Genomic DNA, 26,463 nt, shown 5'->3' with positions numbered 1-26,463 from the left:
TGCGCACCGGTCGCAGCGCGACCCTCCGGGCCGGGCCGCCGGGACGGACCCCGCGAGCGTGGTCGGCCACAGACTGTGACCCGCCTCCTTCACGCCCGTTCCGCACCGACCCCAGCCCGAGTCCGGACCGGAGCCGCCCAGCAGCCGCGCCGGCCGCTCGGTCCGTGCCCCCTCGGGAGGCGCGCCCGGGTGCGGGACGAGGCGGGCCTCGGTCAGGGACACGGGGAAGAACAGCGTCCACGGTGACGACCGTCCGGGGCGGACGGGAAGGTCGCGCGGCCCGGCGTCGGCGGACGCCTCCCCGCTCCCGGTTTCTCCCCCGCTCCCGACTTCGCTCGAACAGGGAACCTCCGTCAGCGAGGGAGACACGGACAGCGGACCGCCACGCCTCCGTGAAGGCCGGCGCCGACCCGACGGGCACGGCTCCGGCGCTCACTCACCCCTCCCTGTCGCCGCCCCGGCGACCGGTCCGCGCGCCCGGCTGCGAGGTACCGCGGCGACGCCCCGTGCCGGGACCCGCCGTGCCGGGGCACGTGCCGCCGTCCGCCGCGGGGCGGACGCTCACCGCCGAGGCACGCGGAGGTGGAACCCGCCGTCCCGGTCGGCGGCCTTCCGTACGAAGCCGGCGGGAAAGAGCGCTGCCGGTGCCGGGAGCACGCGTACGACGCCGACGGGGTGTGGGCACCGCCGTGGGATCCGGATTCCCGGATTCGGCAGCCGACGGCTCGCAGTCGTCCCGCCGCCGCGGCTCCGTGGCCACGGCCGCCGGTTCGTCCGACGTCGCCCCTCCACGGCCCTCGCGCTCGGACCGCAGGCAGCGGCGGATCGACTCCGGATCCAGTCCCTCGTTGCAGGCCTGGTGCAGAAGCCGGGCGAAGAGGTAGTCGGGATCGGCGCCCAGGGCCATGGCGAGCGCTTCCCGGCCTTCCAGTTCGTCACCGGTGGACCAGGCGACCCACCCGGCGAGGGTGAGGGGCGCCGCGGCGTGTTCGCGGTACGCCCCGACGCAGCGGCGGGCCAGGGCGCGCCACAGGCGAAGGGCCGGGCCCGCCTCTGCGCCCTCCATCCACTCGGCCGCGCGGTCGCGGGTCGTGCGGTCCTGCAGGCCGAGGATCAGCGCCGCGGCCTCGTCGTGCCCGAGCAGTTCGTCGTCCCGCAGATCCGCCGGGAGCGTGCCGGGCACAGGCGGGGCGTCGGCGAGTCGGGCCAGGATCCGCCCGGCCAGCCCCAGGGTCTCCTCGGCGACCTCGCGCCGGCCCTCCGCGTCGAGGATCCTGGGGATCAGCGCCAGACCGGCGGCGTCCAGGGCGGCCTCCTGCTCCCGGGCGGCGGAGTGCTCCCACGGCTGGAGCCTGGCGCGCAGTTCGCGCAGGGTGCCGCGGACTTGGAGCCCGGCATAGGTGGCGGCGGCGGCCAGCACCGAGGTGCCGGGCAGGCCCATCGGTGTCCCCTCGGCCGGGCAGCAGTCCTCGTCGTCGCAGCAGTACGACCAGAAGCGACCGTCCGAGACGCACAGGGCCTCCACCACCGGGATGTCCAGGGCACCGCATTCCAGGCGCAGGGTGCGAGCGAGCGGCCCCAGCCGCTCCTTGACCTGCCGGCCGGATTCGCCCCGGGCCGGTTCGTGGCAGAGGAAGACGATCATCTGCTCGGGTCGGGCGCCCCGGCGCTCGCTGCCCGTCACCAGGCCGTGGATCAGCTGCCGGGCCGCGGCGGGCCAGTCGTCGGGGTGGGCGGGGATACCGAGCCGGGCGCGGCCGCCGAACCGGCCCCGTCCGGCCTTGTCGTGCAGGGCGACCAGCACGATGCTGTCCTCGGGGCGATAGCCGAGCAGGTAGGGCAGGGCGTCGGCGAGCTCGGCCGGGGAGCGCAGGGTGACCTGCTGTCCGTCGTCTCCGCTGCCGTACGCGGTGCGGGTGATGTCCTGTGGACGCGGTGCCCGGTCTTCGCCGCCGGCTGTCCGGGGACCCGTGCCACACCCCGAGATGTCACCGTTTTCGGGGGATCCAGTGGTTTCGCCGTGATTCGTCATGCGAAGACGATCTCGCGAATTGCGAATCTCCGCTTTGCCCTGTGGATAAGTCTGACCAGGGACATGTCATCGACCTCAGTGCCGTGGGGCCGTTCCCGCGCACCCACCCGTGTGTCAGTGGTGTCCTGTTGGATGGACCCATGGAGCACACGAGCAACGCGGATCTGCGCACCGCCGCCGACGCGGTTCTCGCCCGCCTCGTCGGGGACGCCTCGGGCGAGGCCCGGCTGCGCGAGGACCAGTGGCGGGCGATCGAGGCGCTGGTCGCCGACAAGCGCCGGGCCCTGGTCGTGCAGCGTACGGGCTGGGGCAAGTCCGCGGTCTACTTCGTGGCCACCTCGCTGCTGCGGGCGCGGGGCAGCGGTCCCACCGTGATCGTCTCCCCGTTGCTGGCGCTCATGCGCAACCAGGTGGAGGCCGCGGCCAGAGCCGGAATCCGCGCCCGGACCATCAACTCCTCCAACAGCGAGGAATGGGACTCCGTCCAGACGGAGATCGCCGCAGGCGACGTCGATGTGCTGCTGGTGAGTCCGGAGCGGCTGAACAACCCGGACTTCCGCGACCAGGTGCTGCCCAGGCTCTCCGCCGCGACCGGGCTCCTAGTGGTCGACGAGGCGCACTGCATCTCCGACTGGGGACACGACTTCCGCCCGGACTACCGCCGGCTGCGCACCATGCTCGCCGATCTCCCGGACGGCGTGCCCGTCCTCGCCACCACCGCGACCGCCAACGCCCGCGTCACCGCCGACGTCGCGGAGCAGCTGGGCACGGGAGGCTCGTCGGACGCGCTGGTGCTGCGGGGCCCGCTGGACCGGGAGAGTCTGAGCCTGAGCGTGCTGCGCCTGCCGGACGCGGCGCACCGGATGGCCTGGCTCGCCGATCATCTGGACGAGCTCCCGGGTTCGGGGATCGTCTACACGCTCACCGTGGCCGCCGCCGAGGAGGTCACCGCCTTCCTGCGGCAGCGCGGTCACACCGTCGCCTCGTACACCGGACGGACGGAGAACGCCGACCGGCAGCAGGCAGAGGAGGATCTGCTCGCCAACAAGGTGAAGGCCCTGGTCGCCACCTCCGCGCTCGGCATGGGCTTCGACAAGCCCGATCTGGGCTTCGTGGTGCACCTCGGCTCACCGTCCTCCCCCATCTCCTACTACCAACAGGTCGGCCGCGCCGGACGCGGTGTCCGGCACGCCGAGGTGCTGCTGCTGCCGGGGAAGGAGGACGAGGCGATCTGGGAGTACTTCGCGTCGCTCGCCTTCCCCCCGGAGGACCTGGTCCGCCGTACGCTCGAGGTCCTCGCGCGCTCCGACCGGCCCGTGTCGCTGCCGGCCCTCGAGCCGCTGGTGGAGCTGCGCCGCTCCCGCCTGGAGACCATGCTCAAGGTGCTCGACGTGGACGGGGCGGTGCGGCGGGTCAAGGGCGGCTGGATCGCGACCGGGCGGCCGTGGACGTACGACGCCGAGCGGTACGCGTGGGTGGCGCGCCAGCGCAAGGCCGAACAGCAGGCGATGCGCGAGTACGCGGCGAGCACGGACTGCCGGATGGAGTTCCTGCAGCGCCAGTTGGACGACGAGGGCGCCAAGCCCTGCGGACGCTGCGACAACTGCGCCGGCGCGCGGTACACCCCCGAGGCCTCCTCGACCGCCCTCGAGGCGGCCCGCGTGGACCTCGGCCGGGCGGGCGTCGAGGTGGAGCCCCGGAAGATGTGGCCCACCGGGCTTCCGGCGATCGGCATGGACCTCAAGGGACGCATCCCGGTGGGGGAACAGGCCTCCCGGGGCATGGCGTTGGGGCGTCTGTCGGACATCGGCTGGGGCAACCGGCTGCGTCCAATGCTCGCGCCGCAGGCACCGGACGAGCCGGTGCCGGACGACGTCGCCCGGGCCGTGGTGGGCGTGCTGGCCGACTGGGCCAAGGGGCCCGGCGGCTGGGCTCCCGGGGTGGCGGATCCCCAGCCCCGGCCGGTGGGGGTGGTCACCCTCACTTCTCGCAGCCGGCCCCGGCTGATCCACTCGCTCGGGGCGCGCATCGCGGAGATCGGGCGGCTGCCGCTGCTGGGGTCGATGGCCTACACGAGCGAGGCGCACCCCGCCCCCCGGAGCAACAGCGCCCAGCGCCTCAAGGCCCTCGACGGGGCGCTGACCGTGCCGGCCGACCTCGCCACCGCGCTGGCCGAGGCGCGGGGCCCGGTTCTCCTCGTGGACGACTATACGGAGACGGGCTGGACCCTCGCGGTCGCGGCGCGTCTGCTCCGGCGGGCCGGCGCACAGGGCGTGTTGCCGCTGGTGCTGGCCGTACAGGGCTGATGGTTCGACCCGCCCGACGGGTGGGGATATTAACCGTGGAACATCCGATACCGGACCGCCACCTCAATTGCTCGTTGCCGCATTCAAGTTCGACAGGAAGAATTGAAGGAAGCACCCGCACGGCTCGCCCGCCGCTCAGGTAGGGCTCCGTTGCGGGTGCGCTCCCCCGAATCCGACCCTGCCCGCAGTCCGGGCGTAGCCGAAGGGAGGACCGTGACCTTCGGATTCGCTCCGTCCTCGGCGGCATCGCTGTCGACGTCCGCCGCTTCCGCCAACCGTGTGCTCGAACCTGCGGAGTGGGCCGCCGCGGGAATCCCGCTGCTGGGCAGTCCGCGGGAGGTCGTCAGCGGTCTGCACGCCCGGCACCGTCCCGGTCCGGCGACCGCGGTCGTCGCCGTGCTCGATCCGGACGAACGCGTGCGGGCGAGCGCATCGTTCACCCGGCGTACCAGTTCCGCGGACGGCTGGCTGCTCCGCAATGTGCTGCTGGACCAGTTGCGCCGGGTGATCCCGCACGACCTGCGCCGCCGCACCCCGGTGCGCACCGCCGTCCTGCTCTACTGCCGCGACGGCGACGCGCGCTGGACGGAGGAGGACGGCGCCTGGATGTGGGGCCTGCGGGACGCCTGCACCCTGCACGGGCTGCGCTGCGGGGCGTACATCACGCTGACCCGTGACGGGTGGCAGGTCCTCGGCGAGGGGCGTGGCGGCCGCCATCCCAGCGCCGGCTCGGCACCGGAACCGTTCGCCACGTCCGCGACGCCGCCCCGGCCGCGCACGGGTGGCGCCGCGTCGGAGGTTCTGCGCCGCGCGGCGGCGCGCTGACGTCACGAAGACGCCGCCCGGGCATCCGGGCATCACGGAGTGGTGCGAGTGCGCCGCGTCGCACCCGCATGATGTGCCGGCCCCGTCCCGGTACCGGGACGGCGCAGACGCGGGAGCATCGGCCGTTCCGGCCCCGGGCACGCCGGGCCCCCGATCGCGCGAACGCCACGGCCTCGGCATCCGCGTCTCCCCTCGGCACCCGGCCGGACGCCGGGGTGACGGTTCAGACGCCCGCGCCCAGCACCGAGTTGATGCGCTGCGGATCACCGCAGACGATCAGCAGGGAACCGGCCCGGGCGTGCGCCACCGACAGGGCGGAAACAGCCGTGGATTCCGGGCCTCCGTTGACGGCGACCACGACGACGGGGCGCACACCGGCACGCTCGGCGACCTTGGCGTCCGTGTAGAAGACGTCGTCACCGGCGTCGTGCTGAGCCCAGTAGGAGGCTTCGCCGAAGGACAGTTCGTGGGTGGCCCACGGATGCGGCTCTCCGGTGGTGATCACCAGTACGTCGCCGGGGGCGCGGCCCGAGTCCAGCAGCAGGTCCACGGCCTCTTCGGCGGCGTCGAGCGCCCCCTGGACCGAGGCCGGGATCAACTGGAGCTGCGGGGTGGCGGGCGGGCCCGGAGGAACGGGCTTGGCCGCGTCGCGCGACGCGCGCTGCACCGGCGGCGCGGGCCGCGGCGGGCCGGGGCGACCGGGACGCGACGGAGCCGCGGGGCGGGGACCGGGTACGGGGCGAGGGGTCGGCGCGGTGCGGGGACCCTGGGCACTCTCGTGAATCTGAGGCTCCTCGGGAATGAGAGGCATGAGCTGATTTTTATCAAACGTTGGCACGGCTCGCGCCGCCGGGTGGCACATCAGTGCGAGCGATCCGTCAGAAGTCGAAGCCGAGCTGACCCTCGATTTCCGGAACGCGCCCTTCTGTCCAGCCGCGGACCTTCTTGAGGTGCCGCCACTGGGGCAGCGCATCAAGATACGCCCACGACAATCGGTGGTACGGGGTGGGCCCCCGGACCTCCAGTGCGGCCTTGTGCACGGGTGACGGATACCCGGCGTTGTCCGCGAAACCGAAGTCTGCATGGTCGACGCCCAGTTCGGCCATCATTTTGTCGCGCTGAACCTTGGCGATCACCGAGGCCGCCGCGACGGCCACACACGACCGGTCGCCCTTGATGACCGTACGGACCTTCCACGGCGTGCCGAGATAGTCGTGCTTGCCGTCGAGGATCACCGCATCCGGCCGGACCGGCAGTTCCCCCAGCGCACGCTCCGCCGCCAGTCGCAGCGCGGCCGTCATCCCCAGGGCGTCGATCTCCTCGGGGGAGGCGTGCCCCAGGGCGTACGAGGTCACCCAGCTCCGCAGTGTCTCGGCGAGCTCGGTGCGCCGCCTGACGGTGAGGAGCTTGGAGTCGGTGAGCCCCTCCGGGGGCCGACGCAGTCCGGTGATCGCCGCACAGACGGTGACGGGGCCGGCCCACGCGCCGCGCCCCACCTCGTCGACACCTGCAACGATCTTCGCCCCGGTCGTGGCGCGCAGAGAGCGCTCGACGGTGTGAGTAGGTGGTTCGTACGGCATGGCGCCCTTAGCGTACGCCGCCCGCGACGGCCCGCGACACCCCGGTCCCCGAGCAGTGCCGGCGACTCGCGGAAACCACGGTCAGGAGCCGGTCGGCCGCAGCAACGGAATCATCAACTGGTCGATCATCTCCTCCAGATCGGCGTCCGACCATTCGCTGCCGCACATCTTCGAGCGATACATCATCATCGCCGGAATGACATCGAAGACATATCCGTTCGCCGCGTCGGCACGCACCTCCCCCCGCTCGATTCCACGCTCGATCGCGGCGCGCAGCATCTTTACGGTGGGTTCCACGACCCCGTCGAAGATGACGGCGTGGAAGCGCTCGGCCTGGTAGGTGTCACATTCGTGAATCACCGAGCGCAGAGCACACCCCGGCCGGGAGAACATCGCGTCACGCGCCCGCAGGCACAGGTGCAGCAGATCCTCGCGCACGCTGCCCAGATCCGGCGCCGCGCCGAAGTGCGGCAGCCCGGCCCGCAGCGCGTCGGCGACCAGGTCCTCTTTGGACGGCCAGCGCCGGTAGACGGCGGCCTTTCCGGTCTGGGCGCCCGCGGCGACACCCTCCATCGTCAGGCCGTTCCAGCCGACCGTACTGAGCTGCTCCAGGGCGGCATCGAGGATCGCGCGCTCCAGCACGGCACCACGGCGGCGGGGCGCGACCGTCCGGTCCTGGGCGGCCACCCAGCTCGAAGAAACCATCTGAACTCTCTCCAACGAGCAGAGGAAGCGGGCATTCGGGGATGAGGCGCATGCCGCACGGCGACCGAGGGGGACGCGCCGAGCGACAACGCATTAAGTGAACGCTTGCGTTCACTGTCAGGGGCTCATACCGTTGCCTCAACAGTGAACGCGAGCGTTCACTGAAGTACTCGTGGGGGACCCATAGTGACAACCTCTCCTTTAGTCCAGAACCAGAAGCCAGGTGCGGCCCGCCGGGACGGACGTCCCGGCATCGCGCTCACCGTCATCGCGGCCTGCCAACTCATGGTGGTCCTCGACTCGACGATTGTGAACATCGCGCTGCCGCACATCCAGAACGCTCTCGAGTTCAGCACCACCGATCTCACCTGGGTGATCAGCGCCTACACCCTGACCTTCGGTGGCCTGCTGCTGCTCGGCGGCCGGGCCGGCGACATCCTCGGCCGTCGCCGTGTCTTCATGGCCGGCATCCTGCTGTTCACCCTCGCCTCGCTGCTCGGCGGGTTCGCCCAGGAACCGTGGCACCTGCTGGCCGCGCGCGTCCTGCAGGGTGTGGGCGGCGCCATCGCCTCGCCCACTTCGCTGGCGCTCATCACCACCACTTTCCCGGAAGGGCCCGAGCGCAATCGCGCCTTCGGTATCTTCGCCGCGGTCTCCGCAGGCGGCGGCGCCATCGGCCTGCTCGCGGGCGGCATGCTCACCGAGTGGCTCGACTGGCGGTGGGTGCTCTTCGTCAATGTGCCGATCGGCCTGCTGATAGCCGTACTCACACCGCTGTACATCAATGAGTCCGAGCGGCACACCGGTCGTTTCGACATCGCGGGCGCGGTGACCTCGACGGCCGGTATGGCCTCCCTCGTCTACGGCTTCATCCGCGCGGCGGAGGAAGGCTGGCGGGACGGTCTGACCATCGGCTCCTTCGTGGCCGCCGTGGTCCTGCTGGTTGCCTTCGCGCTGGTCGAGTCCCGGGCCAAGGAGCCGATCACCCCGCTGCGGATGTTCGCCGACCGCAACCGCTCGGGCACGTATGTGATCATGCTCAGCCTGGCCGCGGCGATGTTCGGCATGTTCTTCTACATCGTCCTCTTCGTACAGAACGTGCTCGGATACAGTCCGATCGAGGCCGGTCTCGCCTTCCTGCCGGTGACGGTCGTGATCGCACTCGGAGCCGGTCTGTCGCAGCGGTTCCTTCCCGTGTTCGGCCCCAAGCCGTTCATGCTCGTCGGGTCGGCGCTCGCTGCGACCGGACTGGCCTGGCAGACGCTGATCAGCTCCGACAGCTCGTACGTCGGCGGCATCCTCGGTCCCATGCTGGTCTTCGGCTTCGGCATGGGACTGAACTTCGTGACGCTGACGCTCACCGCTGTCTCCGGGGTGGCCCAGCATGAGGCAGGCGCCGCGTCCGGGCTGCTCAACGCGACTCAGCAGGTGGGCGGTTCGGTGGGACTGGCCCTCCTGACGACGGTGTTCGGCACGGCCAGCAAGGACGAGGCGGAGAAGCAGGTACCCGGCTTCCTCGCCGAAGGAACGCCGGAGCAGAAGGCGGAGTTCGCCCAGACGCAGCAACTGCCCGCTCCCTGGGGCCACGAGGTGCTCACCGAGGGCATCTCCACGGCCTTCGTCCCGGCTGCCGCGATGGCCGTACTCGCCCTGGCCACCGCGTGGTTCGTCATCCGGGTCCGCAAGAGCGACCTGGAGGCGCTGTCCGGCTCGGCCGGACCGGGCGTCGGCTGAGAAGGGGACACCGCGAGGCCTGCCCGGCGGCTCGCCGGCCGATGTCTTCGGACCCGGCCGGCGAACGCCGGGCAGACCCGTACTCATCGGGGCGAGCAGGACCCCGAGCAACGCCTTCATGACCACCACGGTCCCTCCCCCGCACCGCTCCCGCACGACAGACGCATCTGCACGCGTCAGGCCTCACGCCTCACACGGCGGATGTCCCGACAACGGACGGACGGTCACGGAGAGTTCCCGGGATGTACGGAGAGTTCTGAATACCGCCCGCGAAGTCCCCGGAAGGAGGCCGCGTCCGGCCCCCGCCCTCAGACCGCGGCCCGCATCCAGTCCGGCAGGGGCTCGACCCGGTCGGCCCACTCGGCGGGCGGTGCCCCCGCGCCCTCGGCGGCGACCACGCCGCCCACGATCGCACAGGTCGTATCGACGTCCCCGCCCACCTGCGCGGTCGTCCAGAACGCCCGCTCGTAGTCGCCCAGAGCCCGGGCCGCCGACCACAACGCGAAGGGCACGGTGTCATGCGCCGTCGTACGCCGTCCGCAGCCGAGCACGGCCGCGACGGTGGCCGCGTCGCCGTAGTCGAGCATGTCCCGGGCCCTGCGCAGCCCCGCGCCGACCGCGCTCCTCGCGGGCACCAGCGCGATGACCCCGTCGAGGAGGGCTTCCGAGCCGGGCGGCCCGCCGGGGGATGCGACCAGCGCGGCCGCCGCCGCGACGGCCATGGCGCCGACCACGGCCTCACGATGCTGATGCGTGGGGTAGGAGGAGATCTCGGCCTGATGGGTGGCCTGCTCCGGATCGTCCGCGTACCAGGCGCCCAACGGCGCGACCCGCATCGCGGCGCCGTTGCCCCACGACCCCTGCCCGTCGAAGAGCGCGGCGGCGAGTTCCCGCCAGTCGCCGCCCTCGCGGACCAGCCGCAGCAGCCGGTTGACCGCGGGCCCGTAGCCCCGGTCGAAGTCGTGGTGCGTGGCGAAGGACAGCGCGAGGGCGTCCTGGTCGATCCGGTGGTGTGCGGCCAGGACGGAGACGACGGAGCACGTCATCTCCGTGTCGTCCGTCCACTGCCAGGGTCCTGGCGGCAGCTCGCGGCGCTTGAGCAGCGGGTAGTTCACCGGCACGAAGAACTGGGAGCCGAGCGCGTCCCCCACGGACACGCCGCGCAGACTGGCCAGGGCGCGGTCCAGGCGCCCGGCGGGAGAGGAATCAGCGGTCATCGCCCTGCCACTCTATCCGGTGACCCTCTGTCTATCCGGTGATCCCGTAGGGTTCCGGATCCCGCCAGCGCCCGAAGGGCCGGTCGAGGGTGTACTTGCCGTTCTCTCCCAGAACGAGTACGCGCATCTCGGCGTTCCCCGGGTTCGACAGCGACTCGAACTCCGCCACGGTCCAGTGGAACCACCGCATGCAGAACAGCCGCATGGCCAGCCCGTGGGTGACGATCAGGACGTTCGGGGGGTGGTCGGGGGCCTCGAAGCTGCGGAACAGGCTCTCCAGGAAGCCGCCGACCCGGTCGTAGACGTCGGCTCCGGACTCCCCCTGGGCGAACCGGTAGAAGAAGTGCCCATAGGCGTCCCGGTAGGCTTTCTGCAGGCGCACGTCCTCACGGTCCTGCCAGTTTCCCCAGTCCTGCTCGCGCAGCCTCGGCTCCTCGCGCACGCGTATCCGCTCCGGGTCGAGCCGGAAGGCGCTCAGCGTCTGGTGCGTGCGGCGGTAGGGGGAGACGTAGACGCTGACGCGCTCACGACCGAAGAGCTCCCGCAACCGCTCCCCCGTCTCCTCCGCCTGCTGTCTGCCCCGCGCGGTCAGGGCCAGGGCGTGATCGGGTTCGCGTTCATAAACGGAGTCATCAACATTGCCCGTTGATTCGCCGTGTCGGACAAGGACGATGCGCCGTGGTCGTGCCATGCCAAAACCCTAGATCGGGTGACGGCCGGACGAGCACTCGCGCGGTCCCCATACGGCGTAGGTCACACACATCCCGCACTCCTCGTCACACCGGCGCGCACCGTTCCATTTCCGGGCGTCACACCGTCCAGGCCGACTCCATCTCCACGATGTCCCCCGTGAGGGCCGCGACGTCGGCCTCCGTCTGCGCCCTCAGCGCCAGGCGCTCCACCCGCTCGGTGCGGTACTTGCCGTGCTCGGCGGCCGACCGCCACATCGACAGCACCAGGAACTCGTGCCCGGGCGCCTCCCCGAACAGTCCCCGGACCATGCCGGGCGACCCGGCCATGGCCGGGTTCCAGACCTTCTCCTGCATCAGCACGAAGTGCTCCGACCGTTCCTCGTGCACGCGGCACAGCGCCACCCTGAGCAGGTCGGCGTCCGTGAAACGCGGTTCGAAGCCGGTCTTCACGTCGAAGCGGTGGTCGAAGAGCCTGACCTGGACGTCCTTGAACGTGCCCGACTGGGCCGAGGCGAGCCGGTCGTGGGAGCGGGCCATGAACGAGTCGTAGAAGGCCCGGCTCTCCCAGAAGGAGAAGACATGCGCCACGTCCGGCCGCCCCCGGCTCCATCCCCCGCCCTGCCCGCGAAACCCCGGCTCCCCCAGAAGCCCCGCCCACTTCCGCTGCCCCCGCTCGAACCCGCGGCGGTCCACCACGGTGCAGCGAATCCACTTGACCAGCACCGCGCCATCGTAAGGCCAGGGAGCGTGGCACCGGTCGCTCTCGGGGTGACTGCTTACCGGCGTCCGCCGCCACATGCGTGGCAGGATGGACAACCTGACGGGAACACCCGGCAGTTGGGGTGAGCGGGCAGGACGGTCACGGGGAAGGGGAAGACTGGTGAACGGCCTCAACAAGGGCATCCGCAAGGTCGAGATCGCGCTGAGGTGGGACCCGAGTCCGTCGGGACAGCCCTCCACCGACCTGGACCTCGTCGCCGCGTCCTACACGGCGGACGAACCGCACGGCGCTCCCGCCTACGTGGTGCACTTCGACAGTCGCTCCCCCGACGGCACCATCACGCTCAACCGGGACAGCAAGGACGGCCAGGGCTTCGGCTACGACGAGGTCATGACGCTGGAACTGGACCGGCTCGACCAGCGGTACGCGCGTGTGGTGGTCGGCGTCGTCCTGCAGCAGCACCAGGGACGACGGACGTTCTCCGGGGTGGGCAATCCCGGTCTGCGCATCCGCGAGGGCTACACCGTGCTGGCCGAGGACGACTTCGGCGGTGTCCTCGGGGCCACGGCGGCGACGGTCGCGGAGTTCGTCCGGGACGGATCGGGGCCCTGGGAGTTCCGCCCGGGTGTCCAGGGGTTCGAGGGCGAACCGGCGGCCTTCACCCGTGTGATGGGGGCGGCGCGCCGGGCCTGACCCTCGGGAACGCCGAGGGCGGTGGCGCCGGAACACCGGCGCCACCGCCCTCAGTCGTTCCCTCGCAGCCGGGCAGCGCCCGGACGCGTCAGCTGCAGCCGCTGGTCGAGCCGCAGCCCTCGCAGATGTAGCAGGAACCGGCGCGCTGCATCTTCGTGCCGCAGGAGAAGCACAGCGGCGCGTCGGCCTGGATGCCCAGCTGCATCTCCACCAGCTCGGCGCTGGTGTGAGCCTGCTTCGGGGCCGGCTTGGCCACCTCGGCCTCGGCCTTCGGCGTGGCGACGGCCTTCAGCTCCTGGGTCCGCGGCGCCGACTGGGCCAGGCCCTCGACGTCGACCTCGTCGTCGGACGGCTCGTACGAACCGGTCTCCAAGTGGCGCTGACGCTCCTCGGCGGAGTGGATGCCGAGCGCGGAGCGCGTCTCGAAGGGCAGGAAGTCCAGCGCCAGGCGACGGAAGATGTAGTCGACGATCGACTGCGCCATCCGCACGTCCGGGTCGTCCGTCATACCGGCCGGCTCGAAGCGCATGTTGGTGAACTTCGAGACGTACGTCTCCAGCGGCACGCCGTACTGGAGGCCCACCGAGACGGCGATGGAGAAGGCGTCCATCATGCCCGCGAGCGTCGAACCCTGCTTGGACATCTTCAGGAAGACCTCGCCGAGACCGTCGTCCGGGTAGGAGTTGGCGGTCATGTAGCCCTCGGCGCCGCCGACCGTGAAGGAGGTGGTGATGCCGGGACGGCCCTTCGGGAGGCGCTTGCGGACCGGGCGGTACTCGACCACCTTCTCGACCGCGGCCCGGATCGTCTCCTCGGCCTTCTCGGTGACCTCGGCCTTCTCCTTCTCCTTGGTCTTCGCGGAGAGCGGCTGGCCGACCTTGCAGTTGTCGCGGTAGATGGCGAGCGCCTTGACGCCCAGCTTCCAGGCCTCGAAGTAGATCTCCTCGACCTCCTCGACGGTCGCCGTCTCCGGCATGTTGACCGTCTTGGAGATGGCGCCGGAGATCCAGGGCTGGATCGCGGCCATCATGCGGACGTGGCCCATCGGGGAGATGGCACGCTCGCCCATGGCGCAGTCGAACACCTCGTAGTGCTCCTGCTTGAGACCGGGGGCGTCGATCACATTGCCGTGGTCGGCGATGTGGGCGACGATCGCCTCGATCTGCTCCTCCTGGTAGCCCAGGCGGCGCAGGGCCTGCGGGACGGTGCCGTTGACGATCTGCATCGAGCCGCCGCCGACCAGCTTCTTGAACTTCACCAGCGCCAGGTCCGGCTCGACACCGGTGGTGTCGCAGGACATCGCCAGACCGATGGTGCCGGTCGGGGCGAGCACGGACGCCTGCGCGTTGCGGAAGCCGTTCTTGTCGCCGAGGCGGATCACGTCCTGCCAGGCCTCGGTGGCGGCGGCCCACACCGGGCTGTCCAGGTCGTCCATGCGTACGGCGGTGCCGTTGGCGTCGGCGTGCTGCTTCATGACGCGCTTGTGGGCGTCGGCGTTGCGGGCGTAGCCGTCGTACGGGCCGACGATCGCGGCGAGTTCGGCGGAGCGCCGGTACGCCGTGCCCGTCATCAGGGAGGTGATGGCGCCGGCGAGGGCGCGACCGCCGTCGGAGTCGTAGGCGTGGCCGGTCGCCATCAGCAGGGCGCCGAGGTTGGCGTAGCCGATGCCGAGCTGACGGAAGGCGCGGGTGTTCTCGCCGATCTTCTGGGTCGGGAAGTCCGCGAAGCAGATCGAGATGTCCATCGCGGTGATGACCAGCTCGACGACCTTCTGGAAGCGCTCGGTCTCGAAGGACTGGTTGCCCTGACCGTCGTCCTTGAGGAACTTCATCAGGTTCAGCGAGGCCAGGTTGCAGGACGTGTTGTCCAGGTGCATGTACTCGCTGCACGGGTTCGACGCGGTGATCCGGCCGGACTCGGGGCAGGTGTGCCAGTTGTTGATGACACCGTCGTACTGGATGCCCGGGTCGGCGCAGGCCCACGCGGCCTCGGCGAGCTTGCGGAAGAGCGCCTTGGCGTCGACCTCCTCGATGACCTCGCCGGTCATCCGGGCGCGCAGGCCGAACTTGCCGCCCTGCTCGACCGCCCGCATGAACTCGTCGTTGACGCGGACCGAGTTGTTGGCGTTCTGGTACTGGACGGACGCGATGTCGTCGCCGCCCAGGTCCATGTCGAAGCCCGCGTCGCGCAGGACGCGGATCTTCTCCTCTTCCTTGACCTTGGTCTCGATGAAGTCCTCGATGTCCGGGTGGTCCACGTCGAGGACGACCATCTTGGCCGCGCGGCGGGTGGCGCCGCCCGACTTGATCGTTCCGGCGGAGGCGTCGGCTCCGCGCATGAAGGAGACCGGGCCGGAGGCGTTGCCGCCGGAGGACAGCAGTTCCTTGGAGGAACGGATCCGGGAGAGGTTCAGACCGGCGCCGGAGCCGCCCTTGAAGATCATGCCCTCTTCCTTGTACCAGTCGAGGATCGACTCCATGGAGTCGTCGACGGACAGGATGAAGCAGGCGGAGACCTGCTGCGGCTGGGGCGTGCCCACGTTGAACCACACGGGGCTGTTGAAGCTGAAGATCTGGTGCAGGAGGGCGTACGCCAGCTCGTGCTCGAAGATCTCGGCGTCGGCGGGCGAGGCGAAGTAGCTGTGGTCCTCACCGGCCTTCCGGTACGTCTTCACGATGCGGTCGATCAGCTGCTTGAGGCTGGTCTCGCGCTGCGGGGTGCCCACGGCTCCCCGGAAGTACTTGCTGGTGACGATGTTGACCGCGTTCACCGACCAGAAGTCGGGGAACTCGACGCCGCGCTGCTCGAAGTTGACCGAGCCGTCGCGCCAGTTGGTCATGACGACGTCACGGCGCTCCCAGGCCACCTCGTCGTACGGGTGGACTCCGGGAGTGGTGTGGATGCGCTCCACCCGCAGTCCCTTGCCGGCCTTGTTGCTCTTGGCGCGGGGACTCCGTGCCGGACCGCTCGCCGTCTCTGTCATGCCGCCTCCCTGTACGGGCGAAACGCCCTGAAGTGCCCCGATTGTTCCCGTGGCACGGTGTTCTGTCTGATGCTGCGGGCGCCCACTCGTCTGCCCGCAGCAGGTCTTCTCATCGCCGCCGCCCGGCCGGTCCCCGCATCTGGCGTGCCGGGCCGGCCCTCCGGTCAGCCGGCGGCTGGGGCGGGCTCGGGGACCTGAGCGGTCCCGCCGGGCCCGCCGTCGTCTTCCCGACCCTCCGGGCCGGCTCCTTCGCCGTCCCCGTCGCCCGCGACGGGCCGCTCCACCCGCCTGAGCTCCGCGATCGCGGCCTCGAAGTCCTCCAGCGAGTCGAACGCCCGGTAGACGGACGCGAACCGCAGGTAGGCGACGAGGTCGAGTTCCTGCAACGGGCCGAGAATGGCCAGCCCCACGTCGTGGGTGGTCAGCTCGGCACTCCCGGTGGCCCGCACCGCCTCCTCGACGCGCTGCCCGAGCTGGGCGAGGGCGTCCTCGGTGACGGGCCGCCCCTGGCACGCCTTGCGCACACCGTTGATGACCTTGGTGCGGCTGAAGGGTTCAGTGACTCCGGACCGCTTGACCACCATGAGCGAACACGTCTCCACGGTCGTGAAACGACGGGAGCAGTCCGGACACTGGCGGCGCCTGCGGATCGACGTGCCGTCGTCGGTCGTACGACTGTCGACGACACGGCTGTCGGGGTGCCTGCAGAAGGGGCAGTGCATGAACTCCCAACCCTCCTCACAGCAGACTCCACAGCCTCGCGAGGTCTCTCGGGCCTCACGAAGCAGCACCAGCATAGGCGATCTCGGAAGACCCGAAGACCCGGGGGACCACAACTTCTGGGCCGCTGCCGCAATCCAACCACTAGATGTGGGGATTGGCTCATACATCCACACCCACACGCGTGTCGCGTGCGCCAAGGCTGGCAGGAGACACCAGGCCGTCGCACGGCGGGGGCGCCGCACCGGAGACAGGGAGGGGATGCGCCACTCCCGAAGAGAGCGCGGGCCGCTTCACGCGCCACGGGGCACCCGGTGGCAGACTGAGGTCCGCAACCGCGAGGCCGTCGCCTCGGCGGTGAAGAGTACAACAATCGGTCCGTTTGTCCGACAGGAAGTGCGGCGACCAATACACCCCGGCGAGAGATTGCGTACGCCAATTCGCTTTTTTTCACTCGAACGTGTGTTTGGCGCAACCTTTCGAAAGCAACTACCGTTGTGCTGCAGGGAGACCATCGAGAGGGGCCGACGTGACCACCACCGCAGACAGTGCCGCCATCACTGCCCAGGACCGCCCCCAGGGCCGGATCGAGCCGGTGCATGCGATGAACGAAGCCACGAATCCCGAGGGGCACAAGCGCTCCCTGCCGGGCCGACCTCCCGGCATCCGGGCGGACAGCTCCGGACTCACCGACCGCCAGCGCCGGGTGATCGAGGTCATCAGGGACTCGGTGCAGCGTCGCGGTTACCCGCCGTCGATGCGCGAGATCGGCCAGGCGGTCGGTCTCTCCAGCACGTCCTCCGTGGCCCATCAGCTGATGGCCCTGGAGCGCAAAGGCTTCCTGCGTCGCGACCCGCACCGTCCGCGCGCCTACGAGGTGCGGGGTTCCGACCAGGCCGCTTCCGTGCAGCCCACGGACACCGCCGGCAAGCCGGCCGCGTCCTACGTACCGCTGGTCGGCCGTATCGCCGCCGGTGGCCCGATCCTCGCCGAGGAGTCCGTCGAGGACGTCTTCCCCCTGCCCCGGCAGCTCGTCGGTGATGGTGAGCTGTTCGTACTGAAGGTCGTGGGCGACTCCATGATCGAGGCCGCGATCTGTGACGGCGACTGGGTGACGGTCCGCCGCCAGCCGGTCGCCGAGAACGGGGACATCGTCGCGGCCATGCTCGACGGTGAGGCGACCGTCAAGCGCTTCAAGCGGGAGGACGGCCATATCTGGCTACTTCCGCACAATGCGGCCTACGAGCCGATTCCTGGCGACGACGCGACCATCCTGGGCAAGGTGGTGGCCGTTCTGCGGCGCGTCTGAGCACGACGCGGGGACGGCCCGGAACGCCGCCCCGCCCCTGACCGGGCCCCGGGACCCCTGCGCCGGTTCCGGGGTCCTGTGCTGTCCGGACGGACCGGCTGCTGCTGCCGGTCGGTGGCGTGCCGCAGCACGCCACCTCCCTCACTGCACCGCCGTACCGGCCTCCGCCCCTTGTGCCGCCGCGTCGATCGCGGCCAGCGACTTCCTGACCTGGTTGCGGTCCGTGGTGTACCAGAAATCGGGCAGCGAAGCCTTCAGATAGCTGCCGTACCGGGCAGTGGCCAGCCGCTGGTCCAGTACGGCCACCACGCCCCGGTCGCCCGAGGCGCGTACGAGACGGCCGGCACCCTGTGCCATCAGCAGCGCCGCGTGGGTGGCGGCGACGGCCATGAAGCCGTTGCCGCCGGCTTCCTCCACGGCCTTCTGGCGGGCGCTCATCAAGGGGTCGTCCGGACGCGGGAAGGGGATCTTGTCCATGACCACCAGCTGGCAGCTCGGACCCGGTACGTCGACACCCTGCCAGAGCGACAGGGTGCCGAAGAGGCAGGTCCTCGGATCAGCCGCGAAGTTCTTGATCAGTTCGCCGAGCGTCTCCTCGCCCTGGAGGAGGATCGGGAACTCCGGGATGCGGGAGCGCAGCTCCTCGGCGGCGAGCTGGGCGGCCCGCATCGAGGAGAACAACCCCAGGGTGCGGCCGCCCGCCGCCTGGATCAGCTCGGTCAACTCGTCCAGCATGTCCCCGCGGTCACCGTCACGGGCCGGGCGCGCCAGATGCTTCGCGACGTAGAGGATGCCCTGCCTGGGGTAGTCGAACGGCGAACCGACGTCGACGCCCTTCCACCGGGGAAGGTCATCGCCTTCGACACCCTCGGGCCCGAGCCCCAGTGAGGCCCCCACGCCGTTGAAGTCGCCGCCCAGCTTCAAGGTCGCGGAGGTCAGAACCACGGAGCGATCGGTGAAGAGCTTCTCCCGCAGCAGGCCCGAGACGGACAGGGGCGCGACGCGCAGGGACGCTCCGAAGCGGTCGTGCCGCTCGTACCAGACGACATCCCACTCCGAGCCGTTCGTGATCCGCTCCGCCACGTCGTGGACGCTCTCCACGGAGGCCAGCGCCTGCTTGCGGACCGCGTCCTCGTCCTGGACGGACTTGTCGCGGGTGCTGCCGATGGCGGAGATGACGGTGCGGCAGGCATCGCGCAGCGCCATGAGCGCGTATCCGAGGTCCTCCGGGATCTCCTCCAGCCGACCCGGAAGGGCCAGCTCCATCAGCCGTTCGAACCCTTCGGCTGCGGTCTGGAGCTGGTCGGCGGCCTTCTCGTTGACCAGCTTCGCGGCGCGCCGCACCGCGCGGTTGACCTGCCCGGGGGTGAGCTCCCCGGTGGCGACCCCGGTGACCCTGGAGACCAGCTCGTGGGCCTCGTCGACGATCAGCACCTCGTGTTGCGGCAGCACCGGCGCGCCTTCGATGGCGTCGATCGCGAGCAGGGCGTGGTTGGTGACGACCACCTCGGCGAGCTTGGCGCGCTCGCGGGCGGTCTCGGCGAAGCACTCGGCGCCGTAGGCGCACTTCGTGGCACCGAGGCACTCCCGTGACGACACCGACACCTGGGACCAGGCCCGGTCGGACACACCCGGCGTGAGGTCGTCCCGGTCTCCGGTCTCCGTCTCGTCCGACCAGTCACGCAGGCGCAGCAGGTCCTGGCCCAGCTTGCTGGTGGGGGCTGCCGCCTCGAACTGGTCGAAGAGCCCCTCCTCCTCGTCCTGCGGCACGCCCTCGTGCAGCCGGTGCAGGCACAGGTAGTTGGAGCGGCCCTTGAGCATCGCGAACTCCGGGCGGCGGCGCAGCAGCGGATGCAGTGACTCCACCGTGCGCGGCAGGTCCCGCTCCACCAACTGGCGCTGCAGGGCCAGGGTGGCCGTCGCCACCACCACCCGCTCCCCCTGCGCGAGCGCGGGCACCAGATAGCCCAGCGACTTTCCGGTGCCGGTACCGGCCTGGACCAGCAGATGGGCTCCGTCGTCGATCGCCTCGGCGACGGCTTCGGCCATGGCCACCTGGCCGGGGCGCTCCGTGCCGCCGACGGCGGCGACGGCGGCGTGCAGGAGTTCGGAGAGTGAGGGCTTCGTCATAGCGCGACCACCCTACGACCCGGCGCTGACATTCGTGCGATCACGGCGGGGGGCTGGGGACGCGATCAAGGCGGGGCTCCTTTGTCGGACGACGTGAGGGCTGCGGAATCACCGGGGCGAGGGACGGACGGATCGCGCTGGGACCTGCGGCCAGGACATTGCCGCGGCGCGAGTGGGAACCGCGGCGGTGTGAGCGGTGTACCAGTTGTGAGAGCACAGTGACGGAGCGCTACATCAGACGGCGCAGGGAGCCGTCCCGGACCATGAGGGCGGCCCGCTTGGTGGGCAGGTCGATCTCGGCCGAGAAGTAGAAGCCGGCATTGAGGAAGGCGGTGACGGAGGGGATGTTGCGAAGGTCGGGCTCCGCGACGACGCGTGGCGAAGCGGCCCTCCTTGCGAGGGCGAGGTCGGCTACCGTCCTGAGCAGGACGCTGCCGAGGCCTCGCCCCCGGTCTCCGGCGGCGCCGATGAGGACGTGGAGTCCGGTGTCGTGCGGTCGGGCCGGGTAGTGGCGGGCCAGGGGATCGAGATCCGCGCGGTAGATCTCCCAATAGCTCATCGGCGTTCCGTTCAGGACGCCGAGGCACGGAACACTGTGTCCCCCACCGGCGAGCTGGGACCGCACATGGTCGGCCGTCACGGCCGGCGGTCCGGCGAGTTCCCAGAACAGGGCGACGGCCGGATCGTTCATCCACCGGGCCAGAAGAGGCAGATCGCGTTCGACACGGACGGGGACCAGCTGAAACAGACCTGCAGAGGTCCTGATCGGGCCCCAGTCACCGATGTGGTCGGACATCACGAGTGCAGGGGGTTGGCGATGGTGACGTAGACGGACTGGGTGTCGACCGGGCCGATGAGTTCGTCGAGGCCGTGCAGCCGGGTCAGCAGGTTCGCCTTGCAGCGCAGGACGGGTGAGTCCAGCAGACGGGCGGGCAGCGTGCTGCGCGTCCGGGCCGGTCCGGTCGACACTCCGGTGAGGAACCGGCGGAGGGCGGCGAGCAGCAGCCGTTCGTCGGCCAGGCGCTGGGAGCCGAAGGCGCCGATGAGCCCGAGGACGTTGTTGACGCCCAGGTAGTAGGCAAAGCGTTCGTCGGTGACCTCGTCGGAGACGAAAGTGTCGCTGTGCTCGCCGATGCCGGGCAGCCGGGCGTCGAGTTCCGCGCGTCGTGACGCGCGGAAGTAGTAGCCCTGGTTGTCCCGGTGGCGTCCGCCCGCGGGCCAGCCGTCGGCGTCCAGCAGCAGCAAGGTGTTCTGCTGATGCGCCTCAAGGGCGATGCCGGCCTCGCCGTCCAGCCACAACAGAGGCCGCACCACGTGTTCCAGGTACCGCAGGAACCACTCGGCGGCGACGGCGCTGGACGGCCGCCCCGTGCGGGCGGCGAGGCGGGTGACGATCTCGGCCAGCCGGGGACCCGTACGGCCACCGGGGCGGGGCCGCGGCGAGACCAGTCCGGCGACGCAGGTGACGTCGTCGTGCGGCTGGAACGGGTTGTGCCGGATCACCGCGTCGAGTCCGGGCACGGGGTCACCGGCCGGTGTGTTCACGGCGATCCAGGCCGGGTCCCGGATGATGTCGAAGCCGGGGTGCGCGGCCCGCCACCGCTGGGACAGTCCGGTGCGCAGCAGACGGTGGACCTCGACCCCCCGGTGGAGCTCCTTACGGAGGTTCTCCCGGCGGGAGTTGGTGATGCGCAGGCCCAGCGACAGCTTGAGCATGGCCGGGGCGCCGCTCCGGTGGACGGTGCGTACGGAGGAGGTGGGATGCCAGGGGGCGCCGTGGCCGCCGAGATCGCGGAGCAGCCCGGCGTCCAGCAGGGCGGCGGCCTCGGGACGGAGGTGGACCTGGCGCAGTTGCCAGGGGTGCATGGGGAGGGCCGTGTAGCCGTCGGGCAGCGACAACCCGGTGCCGGCCAGCCGTGTGGTGAGGCGGGCCGCGGTGACGGGACGTCCACGCTCGGTCCACGCGGAGTCGGTGGCGAGCAGGGAGGGGGCGACAGCCATCCAGTGCAGGGGGAAGGAGCCGCGCAACTCGGGCGAGTACCGCTGTGCCTCGGCGTCGGAGAGGCCCTCGCGGCTCTTCGGGTCCGGGTGCAGCGGATGTCCGAGGACGAGTGACTGTTCGGCGGTGAGGAAGAGGTCGGGGTGGTCGGCCGTGTTCTCCCGCCGGTCGGTGACGAAGACGACGACACGGCGTACGGAGTCGGCGACGCGCGCGGCCAGGTCGGTGCCGTCGCCCGCCGACGGACGCGCCGACCCCGGGAGGCCGGCGTTCTCCCTGCCGAGGAGGGCGGCGAGCAGGACGGCGTCGACCGGTGGGGCGGGGTCCGGGACGTCGGCCAGGCGGGGAGGGCCGAAGCGGTGCCAGCCGGTCGGGGACCAGTACAGAACGGGTACGAGCAGGGTCACGCCGCTGGCCGTCAGGGGAAGGCGCAAGGTGGCACCGTCCGGGGTGGGCAGGCCGGTTTCGCGTACCCAGCAGCGCAGGAGGTTCTCCATGGCCGCGACTTGGGCCGCCTTGTGCGGGTCGGGGTGGTCCAAGGGACTCGTGCCGGTGCTTCCGAGCCCTTCGGTGCGGGACGGGCTTCGCTCCTGCTGGGGAACCAAGGGCTCGGTGCGGTCTGCCGGTGGGGGGATCGTGGGCAAGGCGGGTCCTCGGAAAGGGGTGCGGTGGCGGGGGCGGGGCTCCGTGTCGTCAGCCCGTCGGTGCGTGACGGCGGCCCGGGTGGCGGTGCTTCCCGTGCGGGTGGTCACGGGCCGCCGCGTGGAGGGCGTCGGCGAGTCGGTCCAGGACCGTGGTCACCTGTTCCTCCGTGATCGTCAAGGGCGGGAGCAGTCGTACGACGCGCATGCGGGGACCGCCGAGGTCGATGATTCAGACCGCTTCGCAGGCACTCCCGCCGTACGGCGGCAGCGAGTTCGGATGCGGCGGGGTACCGGCGCGTGTCCCCGGGCGGTGCCTCCGGATCCACCACGTCGACCCCGGTCAGCAGCCCCCGCCCCTGCACGTTCCCCACGCAGGCGAACTCGTCGGCGAGCGTCCGGAGTCGGTTCAGCATGCGGGTACCCAGGGTGGCCGCGCGTCCGGCGAGGCCGTTCTCGCGGATGTGGGCGAGGGTCGCCGTGCCCGCGGCCACGGCGAGTTGGTTGCCGACGTGGGTGCGGGAGGCGGGCGGGCCGAGGTCGTCGCGGTGGACCACGACGGCCAGGGTCAGACCGCCCCCGACCGCTCCGGACAGCACCATCGTGTCCGGTGTGATACCGCTGTGTTCCACGACCCGGAAGGCGCCGGTCCGTCCGAGCCCGGTGAGTGTCCCGTCGACGATCAGCGGGACGGACCGGTCGGCCGTGCGCCGCCGCAGCCAGGCGTCCGACGCCGGGCGCACCCCGCCGTCGTCCCGCACGGACTCGACGATCACCCCGGCCGGCTGTCGGTCGGCGAGTCCGGCACCGCGCTCACCACCGGCTCGTCCGGTCGCCGTCCGTGCGAGCCGGAGGGCGGTCGCCACCGCGTCGTCGCGGCCCGGTCCGCAGAAGCGCACGCGGGCGCGTTCGGCGGATCCGGGCGGCAGGGTACGCGACAGTTCGGTGACGAAGGCGTCCTTCACCGGGGTCGCCAGACCGGGAACGGGGAGCGGCACGCCCGAGTCGATGATGCCGCGGACCGCCTCCAGTACGACGGGGTGGCTGTACCCGAGGGCGAGGGTTCCCGCACCGGAGAAGCAGTCCAGACAGCGTCGCCCGTCCGCGCCCTCGGTGGTCATCCCGCGCGCCCGTACCGGGACGATCGGCAGGGCATAGGTTCCCCGCCCCTCGCACGTGGATTCCGCCACCGTCCCCCGTCCTCCCCTGTTGTTCCCTCCGCGCCACGGCACGGGACGTCCGCGTGCGGGCAGCGGACCCTCCACCGCTACCAACCGCGGACCGCCCACCGGGTTACGGGTTGCTCCGGGATCTTCGGCCCCATGGGCCGGCGGCTCGGGGCCCGGCGGCCTCAAATCGGCTCATCTATGGATGATCGACCAGGTCAGGCGGCTTGTAGCCGAACCGTTGCCGTTCCGTCGGGCGTCTCCCACGGCGAGCGCATAGTGTGTGGTGCCGTTCCCGAAGGCCGTGGAAGCGCCCCCGAACTCCGTGCGGTTCAGGGAGTGGAAGCGCGGTCCAAGCACCAAGTACGTCCATCCCAGGGGGAGTCAGATCATGCGATCCATACGGCCGTCGTCCACCGCTCGCCGAAGGGGGCGGACGCGCCGGACCTCCCCCGTTCTGACCGCTGTCGCGCTCGCCTCGACGCTCGCCCTCACCGCCACCGCCTGCGGGTCGGGGGACACCGACGCGAGTGCCGGGGCCTCCGCGACCGCCGCGGCCGACGACGGCAAGCTCAAGATCCCGGAGGACATCAAGGACCGGCTCAAGGAGCACGGGATCGACCTCGACAAGTGGAAGGACGGCGCCTGGAAGGACTGGAGCAAGGACGACTGGCTGCGTGAGGCGCAGGACTTCGTCAACCCGATCATCGAGGACCTGTGGGACCCGGACCGCATGCGGGACGCCGAGGAGCCGGACCAGGAGGTCGACGAGAGCGACATCTCCGGTGACCAGGGTGTGACGGATCCGGCTCCGGAACCAGTTCAGGCGGAGGCCGTCGCGCCGTCGTACCACGCCAACGCCCCCGCTGCGGGCAAGGTGTTCTTCGACTCGCCCGAGGGCACGATGGTCTGCTCGGCCACGGTGGTGCAGGACCCGGCCAACCCGGGCAAGTCCAACATGGTGTGGACGGCGGGCCACTGTGTGCACGCGGGCAAGAAGGGCGGCTGGTACCGCAACATCGCCTTCGTGCCGTCGTACAACGACGCGGGCAAGTCGGCGAAGGAGCTGGAGACCGCCACGAAGGAGGAGATCGCTCCGTACGGCGTCTGGTGGGGTGACTGGGCGCAGACCTCGGACCAGTGGATCGAGCAGGGCGGTTCCACGGGCGGTGACGGCGCCTCGTACGACTTCGCGGTCATCCATGTGACGCCGGAGAAGGGCAGCGACGGCAAGTCGCTGGAGGAGACGGTCGGTTCGGCGCTACCGGTGGACTTCGGCGCTCCCGCGGTGCCGGAGGTGGAGGAGGTCACGGCGATCGGTTACCCGGCCGCCCCGCCGTACGACGGCCAGACGCTGTACCGCTGCCAGGACGAGCCCGGGCGGCTGTCGCTCGGCGAGTCGGACCCGACGATGTACCGCATCGGGTGCAGCATGACCGCCGGTTCGTCCGGTGGCGGCTGGGTCGCGACGGGCTCGGACGGGAAGCCTGCGCTGGTGTCCAACACCTCCATCGGCCCGGTGACGTCGGGCTGGCTGGCCGGTCCGCGACTGGGTGACGAGGCCAAGGGCGTGTACGACGCGGTCAGCGAGAAGTTCGCCGGTCAGTGACCGGCGCGCCCGGTCCCGCACGCCGCCGCGCGTGCGGGACCGGGCGGGGCTCCGGCACCCGGTGTCGGAGCCCGAACGGAGCAGGCATACGCGGCAGGGCATTCATTCGCTTCAACGGGGGTCATCGCACCATGCGTTCCACACGTGTGTCCGCGCCACTCGGGCGTGGCCGTCGCACCGTCCTCACCGCCGCCGGGCTCGTCACCGCCCTGGCGCTCACCGCGACCGCGTGCGGCGGTTCCGGGAAGGACGAGGCGGACGACAAGCCCGATGCCACCGCCTCCCGGACCGCCGACAACGACGGCGGCGGCGGCGGCGAGGTGAAGATCCCGTCCGACATCGCGGACCGGCTCAAGGAGCACGGGATCGACGTCGACAAGTGGAAGGACGGCGCCTGGAAGGACTGGGACAAGGACAAGTGGCTCAGTGAGGCCGAGGACTTCGTCAATCCGGTGATCGAAGGACTGTGGAAGCCCGAGCGGATGCGGTCCGCGAAGGAGGCGGACAAGACCGTTTCGACCAAGGACGCGCTGGCGGCCCAAGGCGTCAGCGACCCGGAGCCGGCCCAGGTCCGGGCGGAGGCCGAGAAGACGCCGTACCACGAGAACGCGGCGCCGGTCGGCAAGGTGTTCTTCGACTCCCCCGAGGGCCCCGCCGTGTGTTCCGGCACGGTGATCAAGGACGTGAACCACCCGGGTGAGTCCAACCTCGTCTGGACGGCCGGGCACTGTGTGCACGCCGGCGGCGACGGCGGCTGGTACCGCAACCTCGTCTTCGTGCCGGCCTACAACGACCTCGGCAAGTCCGAGGCGGACCTGGGCAACGCGACCGCCTCCGAGATCGCCCCCTACGGCAACTGGTGGGCGGACTGGGCCTCGACCTCGAACGGCTGGATCCAGGGCGGTTCGGAGTCCGGCGGCGACGGGGCGGCGTACGACTACGCCGTGCTGCACGTGAAGCCGGAGCGGGGCTCGAAGTCCCTGGAGGAGACGGTCGGCGCCGCGCTCGACGTGGACTTCTCCGCGCCGTCCGCGGCTGAGGCGGGCGAGATGGGCGCCTGGGGCTACCCGGCCGCGCAGCCCTACGACGGCCTGCAGATGTTCAAGTGCCTCGACGCGCCGGGCCGGTTCTCGCTCGGCTCGAACCTGCCGACGATGTACCGCATCGGCTGCTCCATGACCGGTGGCTCGTCCGGCGGCGGCTGGTTCCGGGTGCTGGCCGGCAAGACGGTGCTGGTCTCCAACACCTCCATCGGCCCGATGGACAACACCTGGCTGGCGGGCCCGCAGCTCGGCGAGGAAGCCGAGGCGCTGTACCGGAACATGAGCGAGACCTACGGCGGTCGGTGATCCGCGCATGACGAGGGCCCGCCCCCTGGAAAGCGCCGAGCAGGGGGCGGGC

19 protein-coding genes and 1 pseudogene are annotated in these 26,463 nt (G+C 71.0%); 7 read left to right on the top strand and 13 right to left on the bottom strand.

The genetic code is table 11. The features are described 5' to 3' along the window. Positions 1-436 precede the first annotated feature (436 nt). Positions 437-2,032, bottom strand: coding sequence for a DUF4192 domain-containing protein (locus ACZ8ZB_RS25435; RefSeq protein ID WP_470739944.1), 1,596 nt, complete (start codon positions 2,030-2,032; stop codon positions 437-439). 140 nt (positions 2,033-2,172) lie between these two features. On the opposite strand from ACZ8ZB_RS25435, the gene ACZ8ZB_RS25430 reads away from it, so the two are divergent. Both ACZ8ZB_RS25430 and ACZ8ZB_RS25425 read left to right on the top strand, forming a co-directional pair. Continuing rightward, positions 2,173-4,338, top strand: coding sequence for a RecQ family ATP-dependent DNA helicase (locus ACZ8ZB_RS25430; RefSeq protein ID WP_470739943.1), 2,166 nt, complete (start codon positions 2,173-2,175; stop codon positions 4,336-4,338). Positions 4,339-4,551: 213 nt separating this feature from the next. Then, positions 4,552-5,163: a hypothetical protein gene (locus ACZ8ZB_RS25425; RefSeq protein WP_470739942.1), complete on the top strand. Its 612-nt coding sequence runs from the start codon at positions 4,552-4,554 to the stop codon at positions 5,161-5,163. Between the two features lie 223 nt (positions 5,164-5,386). On the opposite strand, the gene ACZ8ZB_RS25420 is transcribed toward ACZ8ZB_RS25425, so the two are convergent. From ACZ8ZB_RS25420 to ACZ8ZB_RS25410, 3 genes are all read right to left on the bottom strand, one after another. Next, positions 5,387-5,974 carry a hypothetical protein gene (locus ACZ8ZB_RS25420; protein ID WP_470739941.1) on the bottom strand — a complete coding sequence of 196 codons (588 nt, stop codon included), beginning with the start codon at positions 5,972-5,974 and terminating at the stop codon, positions 5,387-5,389. A 67-nt stretch (positions 5,975-6,041) separates the two neighbouring features. Next, a complete protein-coding gene (locus ACZ8ZB_RS25415) occupies positions 6,042-6,743 on the bottom strand; it encodes a ribonuclease HII (protein ID WP_470739940.1) in 702 nt (233 codons plus the stop codon). Between the two features lie 81 nt (positions 6,744-6,824). Further along, a complete protein-coding gene (locus ACZ8ZB_RS25410) occupies positions 6,825-7,448 on the bottom strand; it encodes a TetR/AcrR family transcriptional regulator (RefSeq protein WP_470739939.1) in 624 nt (207 codons plus the stop codon). Between the two features lie 186 nt (positions 7,449-7,634). Between ACZ8ZB_RS25410 and ACZ8ZB_RS25405 the strand changes: the two genes are divergently transcribed. Continuing rightward, positions 7,635-9,182 carry an MFS transporter gene (locus tag ACZ8ZB_RS25405; protein ID WP_470739938.1) on the top strand — a complete coding sequence of 516 codons (1,548 nt, stop codon included), beginning with the start codon at positions 7,635-7,637 and terminating at the stop codon, positions 9,180-9,182. Between the two features lie 308 nt (positions 9,183-9,490). Here the strand turns inward: ACZ8ZB_RS25405 and ACZ8ZB_RS25400 are convergent, their stop codons facing one another. From ACZ8ZB_RS25400 to ACZ8ZB_RS25390, 3 genes are all read right to left on the bottom strand, one after another. Beyond that, positions 9,491-10,399: an ADP-ribosylglycohydrolase family protein gene (locus ACZ8ZB_RS25400; protein ID WP_470739937.1), complete on the bottom strand. Its 909-nt coding sequence runs from the start codon at positions 10,397-10,399 to the stop codon at positions 9,491-9,493. Between the two features lie 31 nt (positions 10,400-10,430). Further along, positions 10,431-11,090: a histidine phosphatase family protein gene (locus ACZ8ZB_RS25395; protein ID WP_470739936.1), complete on the bottom strand. Its 660-nt coding sequence runs from the start codon at positions 11,088-11,090 to the stop codon at positions 10,431-10,433. 118 nt (positions 11,091-11,208) lie between these two features. Continuing rightward, positions 11,209-11,814: a YdbC family protein gene (locus ACZ8ZB_RS25390; RefSeq protein ID WP_470739935.1), complete on the bottom strand. Its 606-nt coding sequence runs from the start codon at positions 11,812-11,814 to the stop codon at positions 11,209-11,211. Between the two features lie 157 nt (positions 11,815-11,971). Here ACZ8ZB_RS25390 and ACZ8ZB_RS25385 point away from each other — a divergent pair, with 157 nt between their 5' ends. Further along, positions 11,972-12,505 (top strand): TerD family protein, encoded by a 534-nt coding sequence (locus ACZ8ZB_RS25385; protein WP_470739934.1) that lies wholly within the window; start codon positions 11,972-11,974, stop codon positions 12,503-12,505. Positions 12,506-12,593: 88 nt separating this feature from the next. On the opposite strand, the gene ACZ8ZB_RS25380 is transcribed toward ACZ8ZB_RS25385, so the two are convergent. Next, the gene (locus ACZ8ZB_RS25380) at positions 12,594-15,488 is read right to left on the bottom strand and encodes a vitamin B12-dependent ribonucleotide reductase (RefSeq protein ID WP_470739933.1); all 2,895 of its coding nucleotides are present in this window, start codon (positions 15,486-15,488) and stop codon (positions 12,594-12,596) included. Positions 15,489-15,652: 164 nt separating this feature from the next. Further along, complete coding sequence (gene nrdR / locus ACZ8ZB_RS25375; RefSeq protein ID WP_470739932.1) at positions 15,653-16,210, bottom strand: transcriptional regulator NrdR; 558 nt, start codon at positions 16,208-16,210, stop codon at positions 15,653-15,655. 527 nt (positions 16,211-16,737) lie between these two features. On the opposite strand from nrdR, the gene lexA reads away from it, so the two are divergent. Next, on the top strand, positions 16,738-17,517 hold the full coding sequence (lexA, locus tag ACZ8ZB_RS25370) for a transcriptional repressor LexA (protein WP_470739931.1): 780 nt from the start codon (positions 16,738-16,740) through the stop codon (positions 17,515-17,517). A gap of 141 nt (positions 17,518-17,658) precedes the next feature. Here the strand turns inward: lexA and ACZ8ZB_RS25365 are convergent, their stop codons facing one another. The 4 genes and pseudogenes from ACZ8ZB_RS25365 to ACZ8ZB_RS25350 form a co-directional block, all read right to left on the bottom strand. Continuing rightward, the gene (locus ACZ8ZB_RS25365) at positions 17,659-19,647 is read right to left on the bottom strand and encodes an ATP-dependent DNA helicase (protein WP_470739930.1); all 1,989 of its coding nucleotides are present in this window, start codon (positions 19,645-19,647) and stop codon (positions 17,659-17,661) included. A 229-nt stretch (positions 19,648-19,876) separates the two neighbouring features. After that, positions 19,877-20,548 (bottom strand): GNAT family N-acetyltransferase, encoded by a 672-nt coding sequence (locus ACZ8ZB_RS25360; RefSeq protein WP_470741579.1) that lies wholly within the window; start codon positions 20,546-20,548, stop codon positions 19,877-19,879. Then, positions 20,443-22,290, bottom strand: coding sequence for an IucA/IucC family protein (locus tag ACZ8ZB_RS25355; protein WP_470739929.1), 1,848 nt, complete (start codon positions 22,288-22,290; stop codon positions 20,443-20,445). Before ACZ8ZB_RS25355 ends, ACZ8ZB_RS25360 begins: the two co-directional genes overlap by 106 nt. Before the next feature lie 49 nt (positions 22,291-22,339). Beyond that, positions 22,340-23,477 (bottom strand): annotated as a pseudogene (locus ACZ8ZB_RS25350) (aminotransferase class III-fold pyridoxal phosphate-dependent enzyme). A gap of 367 nt (positions 23,478-23,844) precedes the next feature. Between ACZ8ZB_RS25350 and ACZ8ZB_RS25345 the strand changes: the two are divergent. Beyond that, positions 23,845-25,062 carry a trypsin-like serine peptidase gene (locus ACZ8ZB_RS25345; protein ID WP_470739928.1) on the top strand — a complete coding sequence of 406 codons (1,218 nt, stop codon included), beginning with the start codon at positions 23,845-23,847 and terminating at the stop codon, positions 25,060-25,062. A 131-nt stretch (positions 25,063-25,193) separates the two neighbouring features. Then, positions 25,194-26,411 (top strand): trypsin-like serine peptidase, encoded by a 1,218-nt coding sequence (locus ACZ8ZB_RS25340; RefSeq protein WP_470739927.1) that lies wholly within the window; start codon positions 25,194-25,196, stop codon positions 26,409-26,411. Positions 26,412-26,463: the final 52 nt, after the last annotated feature.

The sequence above is a fragment of the Streptomyces sp. 12E genome, from assembly GCF_055633275.1.
The sequence above is the reverse complement of the archived record's forward strand: the minus strand, read 5'-3'. Positions and strand labels throughout refer to the sequence as shown.